Source organism: Acinetobacter sp. YH12064 (genome assembly GCF_013419735.1).
GTDB classification, from domain to species: domain Bacteria; phylum Pseudomonadota; class Gammaproteobacteria; order Pseudomonadales; family Moraxellaceae; genus Acinetobacter; species Acinetobacter amyesii.
In genome coordinates this window covers 15,739-35,342 of the sequence record NZ_VOZP01000012.1, presented here as the reverse complement: position 1 = coordinate 35,342, position 19,604 = coordinate 15,739, and the positions used below count along the sequence as shown (strand labels likewise).

The window sequence follows — 19,604 nt, the reverse complement described above, 5'->3', positions numbered from 1 at the left end:
TGCTCTTTTTTTTATGGAATGAATAGAAGCTTTTTCCACCAAGGTCTTTGGTTTTCTTTCAGGGTCTTGAGTGAGAAGGGTTGTAAGGCAACAAAGGGGGAGGCTACACCATTTTCGATATAAGGTTTGAACTTGGCACGTAAAAGTGACTGCTCAACCCGCTTATCAATGTGTGTAAGTCCAGAGCTTTTGATTAATTCAGCTTTTTGAACTTCGCCGGTGGCTAAAACATACAATTTAAAACTAAGGTCACGATTTTGATTGCCCAGATCGTCATTGTTGAAGTTAAAGATAGGTCGCTTTTGCCAAATCATTTGATCTTGTGTAATCAGGTGTTCTTTGGCAACTTCAGAAGGACTTTGTGCATATAAAGCGGTCAAAATTTGTAATAACACGATAAAACTTAAGCAAAGAATTTTTTTCATAAAGTGAGTTAAAATTATTCAATATTTGCGTGGCAGATTAGAAGTCTCATGTATAAAAGTAAAGTGCGGAAAGACTCACCTTAAGATTTTAGATAGGACGGAAGAAAATTCTAACGCTGTGTTAGAATGCGGCGCTGCCGAAAAGAACGCGTTGTTGACGGCTTAGTTGGACGATTTTGCGATGAAAGACTTTTTCTTAAATTTTACCCGTATTGTTGAAAATAACCCAAAAATCTATTGGAGTATTATTTTTGGTATTGCAGGCTGCTTAGTGCTATTTGTCGCTGAAATTGTGCATGTTCAAAATATTCTTGCAGATTTACATACCAAAGATCAAAACTTGATGCGAGCTGCGATTGAACCGATTTCTTCACAATATAAATGGTCGAGAATCGTTGTAATTGTTGCAGCAGTGCTTTGGTCAAATTTTGAATATTTGAGGTCGAAGAAAAAATTAGGTCTCTAAGCATTCGTTTCGATGTGGTCGTTTTTAGTTTTATTCTTCGCGGCATTTGGGGCTGCGACCTTACTTCCTTTACAGTCCGAAGCCGTATTGCTCGGCTTGTTGAGCTATGGTCAACATAATCCATGGCTGCTGATTGTGGTGGCCAGTATTGGTAATATTCTCGGTTCTTGTATGAATTGGTGGCTCGGTTTAAAAGTAGAACATTATAAAAATAAAACATGGTTTCCCGTGTCAGAGCTGAAAATGCAGCAGGCACAGGGCATTTATCACAAATATGGCTATTGGTCTTTGCTACTGAGTTGGCTGCCGATGATTGGAGACCCAATTACTTTAATCGCGGGTTTAATGAAAGAAAATTTCTGGCGATTTGTGTTCATGGTGACCGTAGCGAAAACCGGGCGTTATCTCTGTATTTATCTTATATTTTTAGGTTTCTTCTGAGATAAAACAGGGCATTGAAACATTCAATCCCTGCTTGAAATGTTGAATCTATTACTTATTTACAGCCATTTACTTTAAATTGAATTTCATCTTTAAAGTTCGACTTTTTATAGATCCAAAGGGTGCTCGCAGTACGTTTAACCGAGATCTGACTATTTCTTAGTGCTTCAACGACTTTCTGATCGAGTACATAAATGCCAGAGCCTTGCTTGATCTTGACCTTTTTTACTTGTCCGTGTTTATCCACTTTAAAGTTAAATGTGACTTTACGATCATGCTGTTTCAACTCATGACTAGTGAGATCTAATTTTGGTTGAGATACATATTGGAATGGCGTTTTCTTATCTGCACTTTGTGCCTTCCAAACTTTTGAATCAAAGTTGAAATCACATTCAGGCGTATTGCCTTTAACTCTCAAATTAAACGCTTGATAGCCAATAATGGCTTTGGCTTCACCATTTTCTAAATGTGGTTTGACTTTAGCTTTTTTGACAGCAGAAATTAAGATTCGGTCGAGTTGATCGACACCTGTACTTTCTTCAACACTTGCATCGGTAATTGTGCCTTTTGCATTTGCTGTAACACGAATAATGGCCGCGCGGTCACGTTGCTTGAGGTCTTCATTGGCATATACCGGTTTTGGAAAAACCGACCAATTTAAACGCGTGGTTAAATGTGCAGGAGCAACTTCAATATTCTGTGCCGGAAGTTGATGGGTTTTGGTTGAAGCACTAAACGCTGTAGAAAATGGAGCGCAGGCCAAAAGGGTTAAGCACAGATATTGTTTCATAAGTCTATTCTAAGATCACAAAGTGAGTGATGAATGCGTCGATATTGCTGCGCAGTATTTCCTGTATTGGAAATACTGGCAAGGTTTAAATGGAAAATATGCCATTATTTTTTTGACTGATGGGTAATGTCGATCCCAAACAAATCACGTGTTTTTGCCCAACTGATCGCAACTACAGCCATGGTCATACAGCCACCAAAAAGTGTCGCCATGATCGTGCCCATATATTTTGCTGCAAGTCCCGATTCAAAAGCTCCAAGTTCATTACTACTGGAGACAAACATGCCATTGACCGCGGCTACACGGCCACGCATATTTTCGGGCGGGTAGAGCTGTAAAATGGTTTGGCGAACTACTACAGAGATGCTGTCACATGCGCCGGTCATTGCTAGTGCAAAGAGTGATAACCAAAGATGGCTGGAAAATGCGAATAAAATGGTAAATACACCAAAACCTGCTACAGCCAATAACATATTACGCCATGCATGATGGGTTGGAGGGAATTTGGTTAGTGCAATCATGGTGATGAGTGCGCCAATAGACGGAGCTGCCCGTAAGTAGCCTAAACCTTCAGGCCCCACTTTTAAAATATCTTCAGCAAAAATCGGTAAGAGGGCAATCACGCCACCAAAAAGCACAGAAACCAAATCGAGTGAAATCGCCCAAAGGACAATTTTGGTTTTCCAGATAAAACGAAAACCTTCACTTAAACTATCTTTTAAATTGTCAGATTCAATTTTAGGGAAACTGCGTTTACTGAGCAGATTAATAAGGACGAAGCAGAGCATTAGTAGTGCTGCAACACTGAGCAAACTTGTTTCACGGCCTAAAAATGCCAACATGAAACCGCCGAGCATTGGCCCAATAATTACCCCACTTTGCCAACCAATCGTTGTCCATGTTGCACCATTGGCATAGAGCTCCCGCGGGATTAAAAAAGGTTTAAGCGACGTTGCCGAGGGATTATAGAAACCACGGATCGTTCCAAGCCCAAAAATGACCGCATAAATACCCCAAGACAGTTGGGTGACATCAATTTGGCCGAGACCATATTGGTGAAATAACCCCCAAAGAATCAGTGGCATCGGTACAGAAAAAAACAGACAAATTTTCATAATGGTCTGTTTATTGAAACGATCTGCAAAGTATCCTCCCCACAAAGAGAGAGCAATAAAAGGAATTGCTTCGGCTAAACCAATTAAGCCCAGTGTTAGCGGGTCTTTAGTGATTTGATACAGTGAGTAAGCAACAATAATTTCTTGAATCAAAATGGCTAAGGTCAGACAAAATTGATTAAGCGTAACAATCGAGAAATCCCGATAACGTAGGGCTGCAAAAGCATCCTGTGCAGGTTTCATAATGGACATTAATAGTTGGCGTGCCGACATTATATAAGCCTTATTGGGTATCGCTTATAAAATCATCGGAAAATCTATATCAGAAAATTAATTAAGTTCGATATTCGGTAGAAAGATTCGCTTTTGTTTTGAGCAAAGATGCTTTAGAATACTCGCTCCCTTACCTGCAGGGCGTCTTTGCAATGGTGCAGACGTGCCGAACAGGTGTTCAAAAGAGGTTCTTATGCCTAAGATGAAAACTCGCCGTGGTGCAGCTAAACGCTTCAAGCCAACTGCAAACGGTTTTAAACGTCACCAAGCGTTCAAACGACACATTTTGACCAAAAAATCTGCTAAGCGTATCCGTCAATTACGCGGCTGTGTAATGGTTCACGTAAGTGACGTTGCTTCAGTTCGCCGTATGTGCCCATACATCTAAGGAGATTATAAATGGCTCGTGTTAAACGTGGTGTACAGGCTCATCGCCGTCATAAAAAAATTCTTGCTCGTGCTAAAGGTTACTACGGCGCTCGTTCACGCGTATATCGCGTAGCGTTCCAAGCAGTAATCAAAGCAGGTCAATATGCTTACCGTGACCGTCGTCAAAAGAAACGTCAATTCCGTGCTCTATGGATTGCGCGTATCAATGCTGGTGCTCGTCAAAATGGTTTGTCGTACAGCCGTATGATTGCTGGCTTGAAAAAAGCTCAAGTGATTATCGACCGTCGCGTACTTGCTGACATCGCTATGCATGACGCAGTTGCGTTTGCTGCTTTAGCTTCTAAAGCTAAAGATGCATTAGCTGCATAAGTCTTTATGACTTAAAAAAAGACCGCTTTTAGCGGTCTTTTTTTATGGACGAATTTGATTAGACATCTTATTTTTTCGACCATATGGCTAAAAACACAATGATGCCAATTGTGATTGCGGCAAATTTTATAAACTCAAATTGTTTAAAAAGTAAATAAAAGCCATAAAGTAAAGCGAATAGCATGGCAAAAATTAAAACTAAAGAAAAAAATACAACCCATGGTTTTTCAGGCTCTTTATCTGTTGAAGTGTTGGTGGCGGAAAGAGCTTGATCAGATGTTGATTTGAAATAATTAACTTTGGGGTATTTTTTCTGTAGTTGTTTGAGTAAAGCTTTCTCTTCATCATTGACTAAATTTTCGCGGTTGAAATGATTGGCTGTATAGCACGTGACATCTACATGGTGTTCTGACAGTTTGTACTCATAATCCAATAGTTGTGCATATTCTTCGGTTGTAAATAAATGGATCGGTGAGCTTTCGTTTTTTACGTGTTTTAAATTTTGGATAGCAGCTTCGATTGAATTGAGCATTTCAAGCAGACTTAATCCAACTTGAGGTGAAGCTTGAGGATTCTCCAAAAGAGGGAGTGAGTCATCCAGAAGGCCATAATAATACAAATTATGGATTAGTTTAAATTGAGGCTGAATGTGGGTAGAAAACGGATGTTCAAATAAATCCAGTTGAATGCTATTTACTAAACTGCTCCAACTCGATTTTTTATCAAAGCAAAAGCATTCGTTCCGCTGTAGTTGATTGAGCTCAATTAATGTAAACAGTCCGAATGCGTCATGAAATTGTGTGGAACTTGCACCCCAAAACTCCCGAGGATCACCAATAGGGCTGATATCTAAAATTTTCGTTTCAGATTGGATTTGAACCAGTGCAAAGGCTTGATTTAAATTGTTGTGGAAAACAGCAAGAGGGTAGTTGGTTTTTACAAAGTCAAAATGAGGATGTTGATTAAGTTTTGCATGCTCAAAAAGAAGATCAAATGGATAAAGTGAGCATGTTCTAATCCGCTTTTCAGCCATATACATGATCAAATGATCAACTGAGTCATGTAGTAATGCATTGGTTTTAAAATCGCGAATCAAGAAAATGTCGCAAGCTTGGCCGCACCATGGGTGCAAAATCTCGTCATAGTAAATTTTCTGGTTAAAAAAGCGTTGAGCGTTATATTGCAAACCAAGAATAAATTGCTCGTAATGATCTATCATAATGAAGCATTTTTTTATTTTTCAATTGTAAGCTATCTTAGCTTTAATTTGACTTAAAAGGTAACTGCTTGATGCGCAAACAGTATCACTTCCGCCAAGTAGGCGACGATACGTATATTTGGGATGTGCATCACTTAGTAAAACTCAGTCAAAATTTCAAGGTTCAGCAAATTCCTGTAAGTGACATTCAAGAGTTGAACGAAGCTTATTGGTTTCCAAAATCTGCTCCGACCACACAGCAAATTATTGAGCATCTGGAATTGGTAAATGCTGCGGACTTAAGTTATCCCATTATTTTATGTGCCAGTGGTCGAGTGATGGATGGTATGCATCGAGTCGCAAAAGCATGCATAACCAGTCAGTCGCATATATTAGCCGTTCAATTTGAACAAACCCCAAAGCCTGACTTTATCAATATCGATGCGGATCTTTTGGATTATCATGAAGAATAAAAGTTAACCTACAGATCCAATGCTGTTATCTTGGAGTAGATTCACCAGACTCAAGTAGATCGTCATGGCAATGAAAAGAATAAATGTAGTCGGTACATCGGCCACTGGAAAATCAACCTTTTCCAGAGCTTTGGCGGACAAATTAGGACTAAATTATATAGAACTGGATAATCTATTTTGGCTAGATGATTGGCAGGAGTGTCCTGACGAAATCTTTTTTGCACGTATCGGAGCTGAAATTGCTAAAGCGAAAAATGGTTATGTTATTGATGGCAATTATACTCGGGCGATTCCTGTTAAATGGTCTGAAATAGATACGGTGATATGGTTAGACCTTCCGTTTCCAGTCAATTTATACCGCTCTGTAAGGCGCGCATTTTCTCGGGCTAAGTCCAAACAAGAACTTTGGCCAGATTCAAATAATCAGGAAAGTTTGTGGCGGATGTTTGGTCGAGATTCCATTGTCTGGTGGATGATTAAAACCCATAAAACGAATCGTGAAAAATATCTACAGATGATGAATGCACCTGAATATCAACATATTCAATGGATTCGTTTAAAGTCTGCAAATGCAGTTGATGCATTTTTAGAACAATTGGACTCTTATGTTTTTGATGTTTAAGTTTTGATGTTTTATCAATAAAAAGTGCAGTTAAGTTACAGAAATAATCTTTATACCGCGCTTTGCGACATGCCTAATGTATGGATAGAAAAGAACAAAAGGAAAATAAAATGTTGGCTGAAATAGTTGGTATGGGTCAAGGTAGCATTACTGTAGAGCTCGAAATGATTCCCCGCAAAGGTGAGGCAGTCAAAATCATGTATGGTGCAGATGCAGAGCTTGAGGGGGAAGTAGTCTCTGTCAGTCATTATATTAATCAACATGCCGATCAGCATCGCGTTCGATTAGAAATTCGTCCGTTTAATTATTTAACTACCTCATAATTTTGAGGTCTTTCATACATAAGCATGTTCATAAAAAAGCCCTTCCATGAGAAGGGCTTTTTAGTGTTGATCACATTTATACAGTTAAAGTCCGAAGTAATAAGCCAATAAGCAAATCACTACCGTAATAATAATTAAGGTAATCACTCCACCTGCACCGGGTTTATGGGTTGGATTTGGCGTGTGTGCATGCTGAGGATTTGATTTTCTTTGCTCAGTTTTAAATCCATCCAGAGGAGAGCTTTCGACCAGAGGAGTTAAACGTGCAGTTTTATAGTGATTGGCGACTTTTACAATAAATTTAGCCGTTAAATCTTCAGTTTTTTGAGCAAAATGGCGCAAATTTAACTGTTCTTCAGGTGTATAGATGCTGCCATCTGCATGATAGGGATGCTGAATTTTAGATTGAATGTGGCGGTTTAATGCATCTAAGCGATGTAAGCTGTCATGTGCGAAATCTGCTTGTGCATCCGTTGGCAAGAGTGCGAGTTTTGTAGATTCATTCGATTCGCTGCTTAGATCAGGCTGCGTACCATAATAAGGTGTGCCCAACACCTCCGGCTCAATAAAACCTTCCGCAGGTTTTTGTAAAAATAATTCTGCTTCAGTGAAGTTGTGAATATCATCCCATTTTGGTAACTGCATATCCGCTTCGATGCGTTTAATGAGTTTATGGTTCAGCTCATAGCGCCAAAAGGTTTCGCGACGTATTTGTAGTTGTTGGGATGCCGGTGCTTCATAGTCATTTTCTGCGTTATACCACTCGGCAAGTTCTTTACCAAAAATCCATGCCTGCTTTTTATTTTGTTCATGGCTCACAATAAAATGGGCAAAGGGCAGGAGTTCAACGTTAGCATTCGGATTTTGTTCATCATTCAGCAAGCTAGAGCTATGTAAACTTAAGCGTTGTACTCCTTGTTTTTTTAAGCCTTCTAGCCAAATTTGGAAATGTTGAGCCAATAAATGCTGTGATAGCAAATCACGAAAATGGAAACTGTGCTGATCAAAAATGTGGTGATTTAACCAACGTTGAAAACTTAAACCTTGGTTGAGAAATTCATTGCCATAAGTGACGAGTGTGAGCTGTTGTTTCCAGATTGGATCGAGTGCCATAAAGATTGGATCCCATTGATATTGTGTTTATCTTATACTTTTTTTAAAACTTGATGCTAATGCAATTTTAACTTGTGAATGCGCTTCATCATAACGGCTAAAAACTGTTAGAATAAGGGGTTTATATTATTTTTTTAAATTGTTGCTTTGAGAGTTACTATGTCACTGGAAGCCCTGACCACTGAAGCGCTCGCTGCGATTGCAGCAGCAGAGGACCTTGCTACACTCGACCAAGTGCGAGTGCAATTTACAGGGAAGAAAAGCCAGCTCGCGGAACAATCGAAGTCGCTTGGTAAAATGGACCCAGAAGAACGTAAAGTTTTTGGTGCTCAAATTCATGCCGTTCGTGAATCGATTACTGGCGCACTGACTGCTCGTCAAGCTGAATTACAAAAAGCTGCATTAGAACAAAAGCTTGCTAGCGAAACGATTGATATTACTTTACCCGGCCGTGGTCAAACGGTCGGTAGTATTCACCCTGTGACTCAAGTTCAAGAACGTATTTGCCAATTCTTTACCAAAGCTGGTTTTACCGTTGCAACTGGTCCTGAAGTTGAAGATGATTATCACAACTTTGAAGCATTGAACATTCCGGGTCATCACCCTGCACGTGCGATGCACGACACTTTCTATTTTGATGCGAATCATTTACTTCGTACGCATACCTCAGGCGTGCAAATTCGTACGATGGAAACTCAGCAGCCTCCAATCCGTGTTGTGTGCCCTGGTCGTGTTTACCGCTGTGACTCAGATCAAACGCATTCTCCAATGTTCCATCAAATCGAAGGTTTGTATGTGGCTGAAAATACCAGCTTTGCAGAACTTAAAGGTTTGTTAGTGAACTTGTTAAATGAATTCTTTGAAAAAGATTTGAAAGTACGTTTCCGTCCATCTTATTTCCCATTTACAGAGCCAAGTGCGGAAGTGGATATCATGGATGAACGTGGTAAATGGTTGGAAGTTTTGGGCTGCGGTATGGTGCATCCAAACGTTTTACAAGCCGCTGGCATTGACCCAGAAAAATACAAAGGCTTTGCCTTCGGTTTAGGTGTAGAACGTTTTGCAATGTTGCGTTATGGCATTAATGACCTACGTATGTTCTACCAAAATGATGTGCGTTTCTTACGCCAATTTGCTTAAACAGTTTTATACCTCTCCCTAACCTCTCCTAAAAGGAGAGGGGTTGTCCATCATGACTTAGGGTTCGTCCTCTTTCTTTAAAGGGGCGCTAGAGGGGATTAGAAATTTAGAATTAATAGGTTTTTATACAATGAAAATTAGCGAAAATTGGTTGCGTACATGGGTTAACCCAGCCATTGATAGCGATACACTTTCTGACCAACTGACCATGTTAGGTTTAGAAGTTGATGATTTATCTCCTGCTGCAAAACCATTTACTGGTGTAGTAGTCGGTGAAGTTTTAACAGTGGTTCAACATCCCGATGCGGACCGTTTACGTGTCACTACTGTAAACATCGGTTCAGGCGAGCCGTTACAAATCGTTTGTGGAGCTCCAAACGTACGTGTAGGCATGAAAGCTCCTGTAGCAACCATTGGTGCAGTACTTCCGGGCGATTTCAAAATTAAAAAAGGCAAGCTTCGTGGTGTTGAATCACAAGGCATGCTGTGCGGTGCGTCTGAAATTGATCTTGAAGATAAAATCGACGGTCTATTAGAGCTTCCTGCAGATGCTCCTGTAGGCACAAATATTCGTGAATATTTAGATCTTGATGACAATGTAATTGATATTAGCATCACGCCAAACCGTGGTGACTGTTTCAGTATTCGTGGTATTGCACGTGAAATTGGTGTGATTAATCAACTCCCTGTGACTGCCCCTGAAATTAAAGAAGTTGCTGCAACAATTACTGATGAGAAGAAAGTTGTTGTTGAAACTGATGGTTGCCCACGCTATTTAGGTCGAGTGATCAAAAACGTTAATACCAAAGCACCAACTCCTGAGTGGATGGAGCGTGCATTAGCTCGTGCAGGCATTCGTCAGCACAGTATTTTGGTCGATATTACCAACTACGTTTTAATGGAATTGGGTCAACCTTTACATGCATTCGATGGCGGTAAAGTTGAAGGTTCTGTTCGTGTACGCCAAGCAACAGCAGCAGAAAAATTAACGTTGTTGAATGAACAAGAAGTTGAATTATCTGAAAACGTGATGGTGATTGCGGATGATCAAAAAGCTTTGGCGATTGCAGGAATCATGGGTGGCCTAAGTTCAGCGGTTTCTGATGATACCACTGAAATTTTCCTTGAGTCGGCGTTCTTTGATCAACTCTATATCGCAGGTCGTGCACGTAGTTTTGGTTTGCATACTGATGCATCTCAGCGTTATGAACGCGGTGTAGACTTTGAATTGCCGATGACGGCAATGCACCGTGCTTCTCAACTTATCGCTGATTTAGCTGGTGGTGAGTTTGGTCCAATTACTGTTGCTGAAAAAGTAGAGCTATTACCAAAACGTGAAGCCATTGAACTGAACCAAGCGCAAGTCGATCAACTGCTTGGTTATAAAGTTGAATCTGCATTTATTACCGATGCTTTAACGCGTTTGGGTTGCAATGTCACTGTGAAAGCAGAAGGTGAGTGGACAGTTGTACCGCCATCACACCGCTTTGATATGGCGATTTATCAAGACCTCATCGAAGAAGTGGCACGTATTCACGGTTACGACAATATTCAAATCAGCTTGCCAGTGATTGATGTCAAACTGGCGAAATACCAAGACCAATTTGAATTGGTTCAGTTACGTCAAACTGCAGTGGCTTTGGGTTATCAAGAAGCAATTAGCTTTAGCTTTGCTGATGCGAAACTTGAGAAACAATTGAATCCACAGGTTCAACCACTAGCGCTTGCAAACCCGATTTCTAGTGATCTTGCAGTGATGCGTTCAACCTTATTATCAAGTTTGATCCCATGTGTGCAATACAACGTGAACCGTCAGCAAAACCGTGTGCGTTTCTATGAGCTTGGTCTACGTTTTGATTATCAAGGTGCGAACAGCATTCATGATCTTAAACAGATCCCAACATTTGCACTGGTTGCAACAGGTTCACGTACGACTGAATCTTGGCATGGTAAAGCACAGCCTATGGATTTCTTTGACTTTAAAGGCGATGTAGAGGAGATTTTAAATTCTGCACGTTTAAATGTTGAATATGTACGTTCAGAGCGTACCTGGTTACATCCAGGTCAATCTGCTGAAATCTTAGTCAATGGTCAATCAATTGGCTACTTAGGTCGTTTACACCCATCTTTAGAAGATGAGTTGGATTTGGCGACTACTTGGGTCGCTGAATTAGATCAATCGGCTGTTTTGCAAACTTATGTATCTAATTTTACAGAATTATCACGTTTTCCGTCGGTTCGACGTGATATTGCGCTTTTAATTAGTGATAAGATTAATGTTAGTGAAATTCAGCAACTTATCGAAAAAACCGGCGGTGAGCTTTTAGACGCAGTTTGGTTATTCGATGTGTACACTGGTCAAGGTGTCGAAGAAGGCAAGCGCTCATTGGCATTTGCAATTCAATGGCAACATCCAACACGTACATTAGAAGATGCTGAAATCAAAACCGGTATGGATAACATACTTCAGGTGTTGGAAAACACTTACCAGGCGACATTGAGGGCTTCATGACAGCATTAACAAAAGCAGAAATGGCTGATCATTTAAGTGAGCTCACGAGTTTAAACCGTCGTGAAGCAAAACAAATGGTCGAGTTATTCTTCGATGAGATTAGCCAAGCGCTAATCTCTGGGGAACAAGTTAAACTCTCAGGTTTCGGTAACTTCGAGTTGCGTGATAAACGTCAACGCCCAGGCCGTAACCCGAAAACGGGTGAAGAAATTCCGATTTCTGCCCGTCGTGTAGTGACCTTCCGTGCGGGACAAAAATTCCGTCAACGTGTTGGAAATGAGCAGATCAATTGATCTGCTTTTTTTTTCCTTTGATTTAGGAGGTCCAGTTTTAATCATCTATCACACAAGTCATGTTAAAGAATATTCGTTTTAAAGTGAGACGATATATTTGAGTTGAGTTGTCGTAAAGATTGATTGTGGCTTTCTTTGAGCTAAATCTTCAGTTTTTATTTTTCAATAAGCATGGGTTTAGTATTTTGAATTTTAGCTATTTTTATTAACAAAGGTTTAAAGTTTGAGGCAATAAAAAAGAGAGCCAAAGGGCTCTCTTTTTGTGCTGAATAATCGGTTGGATTATTGAGCTTCAGAAGCAGCAGCAGTAGCTTCAGAAGCAGCAGCAGTAGCTTCAGATGCAGCAGCAGTAGCTTCAGATGCAGCAGCAGAAGCTTCAACAGCAGCAGCGTCAGACGCAGCAACTACTTCAGAAGCAGCAGCTTCAGATGCAGCAGCAGGAGCAGCTTCTTCAGTTTTTTTAGCACAACCAACGAAAGCTAAAGTAGTAGCAACTGCAGCAGCAATAGCGATTTTTTTGAATAACATGGCATCACTCTCTAAAATATGAGATTAAAAAATAACCTGCGTTAGTCTGTTGTGTGCTTTTATTATGCCTAATTTGAATAGGTATTAAAAATGCATAGAGCAGTCTAACTGGTCTGCGTGTATGCTATCACTGAGTATTTTGAAATGCTACTAGTGACTTTGAAAAAACCGTTAAAAATAGGTGAAAAACGGCCATTTTTTAACAGAAAATAACAATTAAGAGAAAGTTTTATATTGGCTAAATAGCAAATAAACTACTAAAAAGAATAGGGTTTTTTAAAATATATTTTTTATAATCAGAAGCTTGAAAATAAGTTTACATGGAAATCCATCAAATGTTTCTTTGTGTAACCAAAGTCAACCAAATAAAAAGGCCATCGTTATAGATGGCCTTTTCAGTCAAACATTCAACTTAGTTGGATGCTTTACGTTTCATTTGATCAAAGAAATCATCATTGGTTTTGGTTTCTTTCATGCGATCAAGCAAGAATTCCATCGCTGCAAGTTCGTCTTGTGTATGAAGCAATTTACGTAAAATCCAAACTTTACGTAGGTTATCTTCAGACATCAAACGCTCTTCACGACGTGTACCTGATTTTTTGATATTCATCGCAGGGAACACGCGTTTTTCAGCAATACGACGGTCTAGGGTAATTTCTTGGTTACCTGTACCTTTGAATTCTTCGTAGATCACTTCATCCATCTTACTGCCAGTTTCAATCAACGCAGTTGAGATAATTGTCAGTGAACCACCTTCTTCGATATTACGTGCTGCACCGAAGAAACGTTTTGGACGTTCTAAAGCATGGGCATCCACACCACCAGTAAGAACTTTACCAGATGACGGAATCACGGTGTTGTAAGCACGTGCTAAACGAGTAATTGAGTCAAGCAAAATCACTACATCTTTTTTGTGTTCTACAAGACGTTTCGCTTTTTCAATTACCATCTCTGCAACTTGTACGTGACGAGCTGGTGATTCATCGAATGTTGAAGCAACTACTTCACCACGAACAGTACGTTCCATTTCTGTTACTTCTTCAGGACGTTCGTCAATCAGAAGGACAATCAAGAAACATTCAGGATTGTTACGAACAATCGACTGAGCGATGTTTTGTAACAACATGGTTTTACCCGCTTTTGGCGGTGCAACGATAATTGAACGTTGACCTTTACCAATCGGAGCAACCAAGTCAACCACACGCGCAGTTAAGTCTTCTGTTGTACCATTACCTAATTCCATTACCAATTGTTCGGTTGGAAATAAAGGTGTTAAGTTTTCGAAAAGAATCTTATTACGTGAGTTTTCGGGTGTGTCGTAGTTAATTTGATTAACTTTTAATAATGCAAAGTAACGTTCGCCTTCTTTAGGTGGACGAATCGTACCTGTAATAGTGTCACCAGTACGAAGGTTGAAGCGACGGATTTGTGATGGGCTCACATAGATATCGTCAGGGCCGGCTAGGTAAGAACCCGCTGCAGAGCGTAAGAAACCAAAGCCGTCCGACAGAATTTCTAGAACGCCATCACCAAAAATCTCTTCGCCGTTCATTGCGTGGCGCTTTAAGATGGCAAAAATAATATCTTGCTTGCGGTTACGAGCCATTCCTTCGAGGCCCATAAACTCGGCAATCTTGATGAGTTCGCCAATCGGTTTTTTCTTGAGTTCGGTTAAGTTCATAGGTGGTCAGATAGAATCTAAAATTCTGAGGTACAGGTTGGAAAAGGGAGCAACAAATGTGCCGCGATCATGCAAGAAACGATAGCAATTGGTTTGCACAAAACAATTCAGAGATCTGATTCGTTATATGAAGAGAGATGTGAAAAACAATTCTGTTGCCGAGCGGCATTTTATGTGTTGTGTTGTAAGAAAATGACAGGATTTGAGATCCTTAATTTCTTGAGTAAACAATATAAGAGAGAACACAGCATTTGTCAATTTATCATCCAAAAAAATACGCTGTGTAAAACAGCGTATTTTCGATTGTTTTTATCGAAAAAATATTAGATATTTTCTTCGATGAAAGCTGTCAATTTAGATTTTGGTGCTGCACCGACTTGGGTTGCTACAACTTCGCCGTTTTTAAACATTAATAATGCAGGAATGTTACGGATGTTGTAGTTTACAGCTGTTTGTTCGCAAGAAGTTACGTCTACTTTAACGATTTTAACTTTGCCTTCAAACTCAGTTGAAAGTACTTCAAGTACAGGTGCAATGGCTTTACAAGGAGCACACCAACCTGCCCAGAAATCTACAAGTACAGGAGTATCAGACTCTAGTACATCGGCTTGGAAGTTTTCATCAGTTGTATTTACGATATTGCCAGACATGGATTTTGCTCCGGAATTAATTTTTAAGTTGACTCTATGTTTATAAGTATTACATAGCCAACTATAACAATGTAGGGGGTTATGTAAATTTTCGACCTGAATGGTGAGTTTGTCTAATGGATGATCACGATGCCGATGATCGTGTATGACTATCATTGCTTCAGATAAAAAATCGATAAGTTCCGCCCGAACTACTCATAAATGGCTTTTAAATTACATGTATGTGAATTAATCTAAGCACAATTCTGAACAGGTTTTTTTGAATAATGTCTGATTTTTTGATTGATGAAGAATTACTTGCTGCTATCGATATGGGATCGAACAGCTTCCACTTGGCTATCGCACGCGTAGACCATGGTGAAGTGAAAAAAGTTGCATCAATGTCAGAAAAAGTACAGCTTGCCGCAGGTCTAGATGAAAATAAAAATTTGACTGAAGCCGCACAGCAACGAGGATTAGCCTGCCTAGCACGTTTTGTGGGACGTTTAAATCCTGTCCAAGCCAACCGTTTACGTATTGTAGCGACCAATGCCTTGCGCCAAGCAAAAAATGGTCATGAATTTATTCAAAAAGCCGCTGAAATTTTACCCAAGCCGATTGAAATTATTGCTGGTCGTGAAGAAGCCCGTCTTATTTATTTAGGGGTTTCACATACCATGGCAAATAGTGGTCGCCGTCTAGTGATTGATATCGGTGGTGGCTCAACAGAGCTGATTATTGGTGAAGAGTTTGAACCGATTCATACAGAATCTGTGCAAATGGGCTGTGTCGCTTTTACCAAAGCGTTTTTTGCTGATGGTGAAATTAACCTGAAAAGTTTTGATAAAGCGGTAAATGCTGCTCGCAAGGAAATCGCAGGCATTGCCAACACTTATAAAGCTGCGGGCTGGGATACTGTTGTCGGTTCAAGTGGCACGATCAAAGCGTGTCGTCAGATTTGTGTCAATATGGGCTGGAGCAACGATCAGGAAGAACTGACACGTGATGGTTTATTTAAACTCAAAGATAAATTGCTTAAATATAAGCATGTCAATGAAATGGAATTTGATGGTCTAAAAGAAGACCGTCGAGCAGTTTTGCCAGCCGGCATTGCCATTTTGTATGCAGTCTTTGATGTGCTGAATATCGATAAATTGGTTTATTCTGATGGCGCGTTACGTGAAGGCGTGATGTACGACCTATTGGGACGTTTCCAACATGAAGATGTTCGTGACCGTTCTGTACATGCGTTGATGGGGCGCTACAACGCAGATATGAAACAAGCTGAACGTGTGGTAAATACCGCTCAACAACTGTTTAATGGTGTGGCGACCGCACTGAATTTGACCAGTGATGACAGTGATTTACTGCGTCGTGCAGCGTATTTGCATGAAATTGGCTTAGCGATCAGTCATAGTGGATACCATCGTCATGGTGCTTATTTACTGCAACATTCGGATATTCCGGGTTTCTCACAAATTGATCAAAATCATTTGTCGCATTTAGTGGCGCATCATCGTCGTAAGTTACGCAGTGATGCACGTGTTGATGTGATGAAAGTCGGTGGTAACAAACTTGTTTACTTATGTCTATTGCTTCGTTTAGCAGTTTTATTAAATCATAGTCGCAGCGATGAGATGCTTCCTGCCATTGAATTAAGCGTGGACAATGCGCAACAATGGCAACTTAGTGTTTCTGGTGATGCCAAACAGTGGCCTTTGTTGGTTGCAGACTTGCATGATGAGCAACTGCAATTTAAGCATTGGGATATTGAACTGAATATCCAGTCGGAACAATTTATCAATTAACAGACCAGTTAAGTTAGGGATAATGATCGACCTATGAAAAATAAAGCAGCTCAATCTAAAGCCTGGACTACGGTTCAGATCGCACGTCATCCTGAACGTCCGCAGTTTTTGGATTATGTTGGCGAAATTTTTACAGAGTTCGATGCTTTGCATGGTGACCGCCTATTTGGTGATGACGGCGCGATGATTGGTGGTTTGGCTCGTTTAGATGGTCAGCCTGTGATGATTGTAGGTCAGCACCGTGGTCGTAGTACACGTGAAAAATTACAACATAATTTTGGTATGAGTAACCCCGAAGGTTACCGTAAAGCACAGCGTTTATTGGATATGGCCGAGCGTTTTAATCTGCCAGTCTTTACCTTTATTGATACCATGGGTGCGTACCCAGGTGTGGGTGCAGAAGAGCGTGGTCAGGCCGAAGCAATTGCAACTAGTTTGGCTCAGCTGTCTTCACTTAAAGTGCCTGTAGTAGCAACGGTATTGGGTGAAGGAGGTTCGGGTGGTGCGCTCGGTATTGGCGTAGCTGACCGTGTGATTATGCTATCTCACAGTATTTATTCAGTAATTTCACCTGAAGGCTGTGCATCTATTTTGTGGAAAACTGCAGAAAAAGCAGAACAAGCAAGTGAAGCATTGGCATTGACGGCAGATAAATTGCAGAAGATGGGCATTGTAGAATACGTGGTGGACGAAGCGGAAGGCGCACATTTAAACCCTGAAAAAGTCATGCAGGATTTGAAAGTGGTCTTGAAGCAAGCTCTAGAAGAACTGCAACCAATGGATGCAAACGAACGATGCGAAGCGCGTTATCAGCGTTTAATGAAGTTTGGCAGCGACAATTTAGGGCTGACTGCTTAAGTCAAATTCAGGCGCTGCCTGAACAAAGCCGATTTTTAATAGGATGTAGTGGTGGCATGGATTCCATGTTGCTGCTGCATCTTATGTCGTTTTTGTGCCCTGAAAAAATACGGGTGATTTATATTGATCACCAACTACAAGCGTGTAGTCATGCTTGGGGCGAGTTTGTACACGCTCAGTGTGCAGCGTTAAATCTCCCATTCATTATACAGAAAGTCCAGGTTGCGCAAGGTAACCTTGAAAATCAAGCACGCTCGGCCCGCTATCAAGCCTTTGCCCAACATTTACAAGCAGATGAAATATTAGTACTCGCGCATCATCAGCAAGATCAAGCCGAGACACTGATATTGCGCCTACTTTCAGGTGCCGGTGTCCATGGCCTTGCTGCCATGAAAAAATTCGATGTACGTGAAGATTTTACATTATGGCGTCCGCTATTAGATCTTTCACGTGAGCAAATTTGCCAATGGGCAGCACAGCTGCATGTGCAAAATATTCAAGACCTCACCAATTTTGATACCGACTATGACCGTGCGTGGAGTCGTGAAATTTTGTGGCCACTACTCAGTGAGCGATTTCCTAAAATGCAGCAAGCTCTGAGCCGAACCAGTTACTTGATGCAAGATGCTGATGAAATTTTATATGAGGTGTTGCAGCAAGATTTAGCGGCCTGTGGTTCATCGCAAATGTTATCTTTGGCTGCTTTACAACAGCTCAGTCAGGCACGTCAGCGTCAGTTGTTATCGCACTGGATGAAAGGTGAGGGGCAATATCGTCCAAGTTTTGAAATGGTACAGCGTTTATTTTCAGAAGTGATTGGCTCACGCGAAGACTCGCAAGCGGCATTACACTGGAATGGATTTTATTATCTGCGCTTTCAACAGCAACTTCATCGGATTGCCAAAGCGGAATATCTGCCAACTGAACCCATTCAAGAGGTTGAGGTTGTAACTTGTGTTGCAGGTCAGTGCCTCAAGTTGCCTGCAGGACATTTCGTGATTCAACCCTCAGAGGTTGGCTTATCACCTGAATTATTGGGGCAGCAACTGCAGATACGCCCACGCCTTGGCGGCGAAAAAATTCATTTATATGGTCGTGTCGGAAGTTGGCCGTTGAAAAAAGCCATTCAGCAGGCGCAAATTTTTCCATGGCAGCGTCATACTATTCAAATATTAAGCCGAGATAATGTTATGCTAGGCGTCTTTACGCCTCAGGGCTTTTGGTTGGCGCAGTCTGAATTTTGTACTCAAGCTGGCTGGCAACCAACATTATCTCTTAACGCTAAATCTGCAATATCGGATCTTCAATCATGAGCGCAATTCTAAATTGTAATATCAGTTTCATTGGTGGCGGCAACATGGCACAGGCTTTAATTGGTGGCCTAATTGCACGTGGTGTCCCGACTACACGTATTACAGTTTCAGATCCCGTAGAAAAAGTACGTGAGCTTTTGGCTGAAAAAGATTTGCATGTGACCGATGATAATGTTGCGGCAATTCGAGATGCTGACATTGTTCTTTTTGCAGTTAAACCTCAGGTGTTGGCAAAAGTTTTGGCACCATTACAAGGTTTGCTAGAAGGGAAGTTGGTGATTTCAATTGTTGCAGGTGCAGAAATTGCAACGATTTCAAAACTATCAGGCACAGAGCGTATTGTTCGTGTCATGCCAAATACACCGGCTTTAGTTCAAACCGGTGCGCATGGTTTATATGCAGGTGAAGCGGTTTCAGCTGAAGATCGTGATCTTGCAAGTCAAGTTTTGGCTTCAACGGGTTTAACACTTTGGGTAAACTCAGAAGCGCAAATTGATGCGGTAACAGCTGTTTCTGGCTCAGGTCCTGCATACTTTTTCTATATGATGGAAAGTATGATCCGTGCAGGGAAAAACATGGGTTTGGATGAAAAAGTGGCTACAGCACTAACCTTACAAACTGCATTGGGCGCTGCACAAATGGCGATTACCAGTGCCAACAGTCCTGCGGAGTTGCGTAAAAATGTAACCTCTCCAAACGGTACAACACAAGCTGCGATTGAAGTATTTGATCATGCTCAAATTTCACAAAATATTCAGGCCGCTTTAGCCGCAGCGCAAAAGCGTAGCCAAGAGTTAGCACAAGAGTTAAGCGAAAGCACCAAATAATTCGATTTGATTTAGGA

General features: G+C 40.8%; 22 protein-coding genes. 14 read left to right on the top strand and 8 right to left on the bottom strand.

Annotated elements, in window-relative coordinates:
• Nucleotides 1-11 precede the first annotated feature (11 nt).
• Nucleotides 12-395: an energy transducer TonB gene (locus tag FTU13_RS12350; RefSeq protein ID WP_180128478.1), complete on the bottom strand. Its 384-nt coding sequence runs from the start codon at nucleotides 393-395 to the stop codon at nucleotides 12-14.
• Between the two features lie 211 nt (nucleotides 396-606).
• Between FTU13_RS12350 and FTU13_RS12345 the strand changes: the two genes are divergently transcribed.
• On the top strand, nucleotides 607-891 hold the full coding sequence (locus tag FTU13_RS12345) for a hypothetical protein (protein ID WP_180161116.1): 285 nt from the start codon (nucleotides 607-609) through the stop codon (nucleotides 889-891).
• A gap of 12 nt (nucleotides 892-903) precedes the next feature.
• Nucleotides 904-1,332, top strand: a complete 429-nt coding sequence (locus FTU13_RS12340; protein ID WP_180161115.1) for a YqaA family protein — start codon at nucleotides 904-906, stop codon at nucleotides 1,330-1,332.
• Between the two features lie 55 nt (nucleotides 1,333-1,387).
• On the opposite strand, the gene FTU13_RS12335 is transcribed toward FTU13_RS12340, so the two are convergent.
• Together FTU13_RS12335 and FTU13_RS12330 are read right to left on the bottom strand one after the other, a co-directional pair.
• The gene (locus FTU13_RS12335) at nucleotides 1,388-2,122 is read right to left on the bottom strand and encodes an energy transducer TonB (protein WP_180161114.1); all 735 of its coding nucleotides are present in this window, start codon (nucleotides 2,120-2,122) and stop codon (nucleotides 1,388-1,390) included.
• 104 nt (nucleotides 2,123-2,226) lie between these two features.
• Nucleotides 2,227-3,480 (bottom strand): MFS transporter, encoded by a 1,254-nt coding sequence (locus tag FTU13_RS12330; protein WP_180161119.1) that lies wholly within the window; start codon nucleotides 3,478-3,480, stop codon nucleotides 2,227-2,229.
• 223 nt (nucleotides 3,481-3,703) lie between these two features.
• Here FTU13_RS12330 and rpmI point away from each other — a divergent pair, with 223 nt between their 5' ends.
• On the top strand, nucleotides 3,704-3,898 hold the full coding sequence (rpmI, locus tag FTU13_RS12325) for a 50S ribosomal protein L35 (protein WP_065994397.1): 195 nt from the start codon (nucleotides 3,704-3,706) through the stop codon (nucleotides 3,896-3,898).
• 11 nt (nucleotides 3,899-3,909) lie between these two features.
• Complete coding sequence (gene rplT / locus FTU13_RS12320) at nucleotides 3,910-4,269, top strand: 50S ribosomal protein L20 (RefSeq protein WP_004647525.1); 360 nt, start codon at nucleotides 3,910-3,912, stop codon at nucleotides 4,267-4,269.
• A 67-nt stretch (nucleotides 4,270-4,336) separates the two neighbouring features.
• On the opposite strand, the gene FTU13_RS12315 is transcribed toward rplT, so the two are convergent.
• Nucleotides 4,337-5,302, bottom strand: a complete 966-nt coding sequence (locus FTU13_RS12315; RefSeq protein WP_180128480.1) for a hypothetical protein — start codon at nucleotides 5,300-5,302, stop codon at nucleotides 4,337-4,339.
• Nucleotides 5,303-5,559: 257 nt separating this feature from the next.
• On the opposite strand from FTU13_RS12315, the gene FTU13_RS12310 reads away from it, so the two are divergent.
• The 3 genes from FTU13_RS12310 to FTU13_RS12300 all read left to right on the top strand — a co-directional run bounded on the left by FTU13_RS12310 (nucleotide 5,560) and on the right by FTU13_RS12300 (nucleotide 6,885).
• Entirely contained in the window at nucleotides 5,560-5,940 is a 381-nt protein-coding gene (locus tag FTU13_RS12310) for a hypothetical protein (protein ID WP_180128481.1), read from the top strand.
• A 70-nt stretch (nucleotides 5,941-6,010) separates the two neighbouring features.
• Complete coding sequence (locus FTU13_RS12305) at nucleotides 6,011-6,562, top strand: adenylate kinase (protein WP_180128482.1); 552 nt, start codon at nucleotides 6,011-6,013, stop codon at nucleotides 6,560-6,562.
• Between the two features lie 110 nt (nucleotides 6,563-6,672).
• Nucleotides 6,673-6,885 carry a hypothetical protein gene (locus FTU13_RS12300; RefSeq protein WP_111884721.1) on the top strand — a complete coding sequence of 71 codons (213 nt, stop codon included), beginning with the start codon at nucleotides 6,673-6,675 and terminating at the stop codon, nucleotides 6,883-6,885.
• A gap of 84 nt (nucleotides 6,886-6,969) precedes the next feature.
• Here the strand turns inward: FTU13_RS12300 and FTU13_RS12295 are convergent, their stop codons facing one another.
• Nucleotides 6,970-7,998: a hypothetical protein gene (locus FTU13_RS12295; protein WP_180128483.1), complete on the bottom strand. Its 1,029-nt coding sequence runs from the start codon at nucleotides 7,996-7,998 to the stop codon at nucleotides 6,970-6,972.
• A gap of 159 nt (nucleotides 7,999-8,157) precedes the next feature.
• Between FTU13_RS12295 and pheS the strand changes: the two genes are divergently transcribed.
• The 3 genes from pheS (at nucleotide 8,158) to FTU13_RS12280 (ending at nucleotide 11,943) form a co-directional block, all read left to right on the top strand.
• Complete coding sequence (gene pheS / locus FTU13_RS12290) at nucleotides 8,158-9,138, top strand: phenylalanine--tRNA ligase subunit alpha (RefSeq protein ID WP_180128484.1); 981 nt, start codon at nucleotides 8,158-8,160, stop codon at nucleotides 9,136-9,138.
• A 130-nt stretch (nucleotides 9,139-9,268) separates the two neighbouring features.
• Nucleotides 9,269-11,650 (top strand): phenylalanine--tRNA ligase subunit beta, encoded by a 2,382-nt coding sequence (pheT, locus tag FTU13_RS12285; RefSeq protein WP_180128485.1) that lies wholly within the window; start codon nucleotides 9,269-9,271, stop codon nucleotides 11,648-11,650.
• Nucleotides 11,647-11,943, top strand: a complete 297-nt coding sequence (locus FTU13_RS12280; RefSeq protein ID WP_004783565.1) for an integration host factor subunit alpha — start codon at nucleotides 11,647-11,649, stop codon at nucleotides 11,941-11,943. The genes pheT and FTU13_RS12280 overlap by 4 nt, the downstream gene beginning before the upstream one ends.
• Nucleotides 11,944-12,225: 282 nt before the next feature.
• Here FTU13_RS12280 and FTU13_RS12275 read toward each other — a convergent pair whose 3' ends face one another.
• The 3 genes from FTU13_RS12275 to trxA form a co-directional block, all read right to left on the bottom strand.
• The gene (locus FTU13_RS12275) at nucleotides 12,226-12,471 is read right to left on the bottom strand and encodes a hypothetical protein (protein WP_078192631.1); all 246 of its coding nucleotides are present in this window, start codon (nucleotides 12,469-12,471) and stop codon (nucleotides 12,226-12,228) included.
• A 412-nt stretch (nucleotides 12,472-12,883) separates the two neighbouring features.
• Nucleotides 12,884-14,152, bottom strand: coding sequence for a transcription termination factor Rho (gene rho, locus FTU13_RS12270; RefSeq protein WP_067731074.1), 1,269 nt, complete (start codon nucleotides 14,150-14,152; stop codon nucleotides 12,884-12,886).
• A gap of 323 nt (nucleotides 14,153-14,475) precedes the next feature.
• Complete coding sequence (gene trxA, locus FTU13_RS12265; RefSeq protein WP_078192629.1) at nucleotides 14,476-14,802, bottom strand: thioredoxin; 327 nt, start codon at nucleotides 14,800-14,802, stop codon at nucleotides 14,476-14,478.
• Between the two features lie 266 nt (nucleotides 14,803-15,068).
• Between trxA and ppx the strand changes: the two genes are divergently transcribed.
• Genes ppx through proC form a run of 4 tightly spaced genes read left to right on the top strand, consistent with a single transcriptional unit; the run spans nucleotide 15,069 to nucleotide 19,587 of the window.
• The gene (gene ppx / locus FTU13_RS12260; protein WP_180090282.1) at nucleotides 15,069-16,589 is read left to right on the top strand and encodes an exopolyphosphatase; all 1,521 of its coding nucleotides are present in this window, start codon (nucleotides 15,069-15,071) and stop codon (nucleotides 16,587-16,589) included.
• Nucleotides 16,590-16,622: 33 nt separating this feature from the next.
• Entirely contained in the window at nucleotides 16,623-17,447 is an 825-nt protein-coding gene (locus FTU13_RS12255; RefSeq protein WP_078189570.1) for an acetyl-CoA carboxylase carboxyltransferase subunit alpha, read from the top strand.
• The gene (gene tilS, locus FTU13_RS12250; protein ID WP_180102568.1) at nucleotides 17,384-18,760 is read left to right on the top strand and encodes a tRNA lysidine(34) synthetase TilS; all 1,377 of its coding nucleotides are present in this window, start codon (nucleotides 17,384-17,386) and stop codon (nucleotides 18,758-18,760) included. Before FTU13_RS12255 ends, tilS begins: the two co-directional genes overlap by 64 nt.
• Nucleotides 18,757-19,587 carry a pyrroline-5-carboxylate reductase gene (gene proC, locus FTU13_RS12245; protein WP_111884714.1) on the top strand — a complete coding sequence of 277 codons (831 nt, stop codon included), beginning with the start codon at nucleotides 18,757-18,759 and terminating at the stop codon, nucleotides 19,585-19,587. Before tilS ends, proC begins: the two co-directional genes overlap by 4 nt.
• Nucleotides 19,588-19,604 lie beyond the last annotated feature (17 nt).

What these genes read in the sequence shown, in the direction of transcription:
- FTU13_RS12295 (WP_180128483.1), bottom strand. Translation starts at nt 7,998, where the DNA reads ATGGCACTCGATCCAATCTGGAAACAACAGCTCACACTCGTCACTTAT.
- proC (WP_111884714.1), top strand. Translation starts at nt 18,757, where the DNA reads ATGAGCGCAATTCTAAATTGTAATATCAGTTTCATTGGTGGCGGCAAC.
- FTU13_RS12255 (WP_078189570.1), top strand. Translation starts at nt 16,623, where the DNA reads ATGAAAAATAAAGCAGCTCAATCTAAAGCCTGGACTACGGTTCAGATC.
- FTU13_RS12315 (WP_180128480.1), bottom strand. Translation starts at nt 5,302, where the DNA reads ATGGCTGAAAAGCGGATTAGAACATGCTCACTTTATCCATTTGATCTT.
- pheS (WP_180128484.1), top strand. Translation starts at nt 8,158, where the DNA reads ATGTCACTGGAAGCCCTGACCACTGAAGCGCTCGCTGCGATTGCAGCA.
- FTU13_RS12345 (WP_180161116.1), top strand. Translation starts at nt 607, where the DNA reads ATGAAAGACTTTTTCTTAAATTTTACCCGTATTGTTGAAAATAACCCA.
- FTU13_RS12280 (WP_004783565.1), top strand. Translation starts at nt 11,647, where the DNA reads ATGACAGCATTAACAAAAGCAGAAATGGCTGATCATTTAAGTGAGCTC.
- rpmI (WP_065994397.1), top strand. Translation starts at nt 3,704, where the DNA reads ATGCCTAAGATGAAAACTCGCCGTGGTGCAGCTAAACGCTTCAAGCCA.
- FTU13_RS12300 (WP_111884721.1), top strand. Translation starts at nt 6,673, where the DNA reads ATGTTGGCTGAAATAGTTGGTATGGGTCAAGGTAGCATTACTGTAGAG.
- FTU13_RS12330 (WP_180161119.1), bottom strand. Translation starts at nt 3,480, where the DNA reads ATGAAACCTGCACAGGATGCTTTTGCAGCCCTACGTTATCGGGATTTC.
- FTU13_RS12305 (WP_180128482.1), top strand. Translation starts at nt 6,011, where the DNA reads ATGAAAAGAATAAATGTAGTCGGTACATCGGCCACTGGAAAATCAACC.
- tilS (WP_180102568.1), top strand. Translation starts at nt 17,384, where the DNA reads ATGCGAAGCGCGTTATCAGCGTTTAATGAAGTTTGGCAGCGACAATTT.
- FTU13_RS12340 (WP_180161115.1), top strand. Translation starts at nt 904, where the DNA reads ATGTGGTCGTTTTTAGTTTTATTCTTCGCGGCATTTGGGGCTGCGACC.
- ppx (WP_180090282.1), top strand. Translation starts at nt 15,069, where the DNA reads ATGTCTGATTTTTTGATTGATGAAGAATTACTTGCTGCTATCGATATG.
- FTU13_RS12310 (WP_180128481.1), top strand. Translation starts at nt 5,560, where the DNA reads ATGCGCAAACAGTATCACTTCCGCCAAGTAGGCGACGATACGTATATT.
- rplT (WP_004647525.1), top strand. Translation starts at nt 3,910, where the DNA reads ATGGCTCGTGTTAAACGTGGTGTACAGGCTCATCGCCGTCATAAAAAA.
- FTU13_RS12335 (WP_180161114.1), bottom strand. Translation starts at nt 2,122, where the DNA reads ATGAAACAATATCTGTGCTTAACCCTTTTGGCCTGCGCTCCATTTTCT.
- trxA (WP_078192629.1), bottom strand. Translation starts at nt 14,802, where the DNA reads ATGTCTGGCAATATCGTAAATACAACTGATGAAAACTTCCAAGCCGAT.
- FTU13_RS12275 (WP_078192631.1), bottom strand. Translation starts at nt 12,471, where the DNA reads ATGTTATTCAAAAAAATCGCTATTGCTGCTGCAGTTGCTACTACTTTA.
- rho (WP_067731074.1), bottom strand. Translation starts at nt 14,152, where the DNA reads ATGAACTTAACCGAACTCAAGAAAAAACCGATTGGCGAACTCATCAAG.
- pheT (WP_180128485.1), top strand. Translation starts at nt 9,269, where the DNA reads ATGAAAATTAGCGAAAATTGGTTGCGTACATGGGTTAACCCAGCCATT.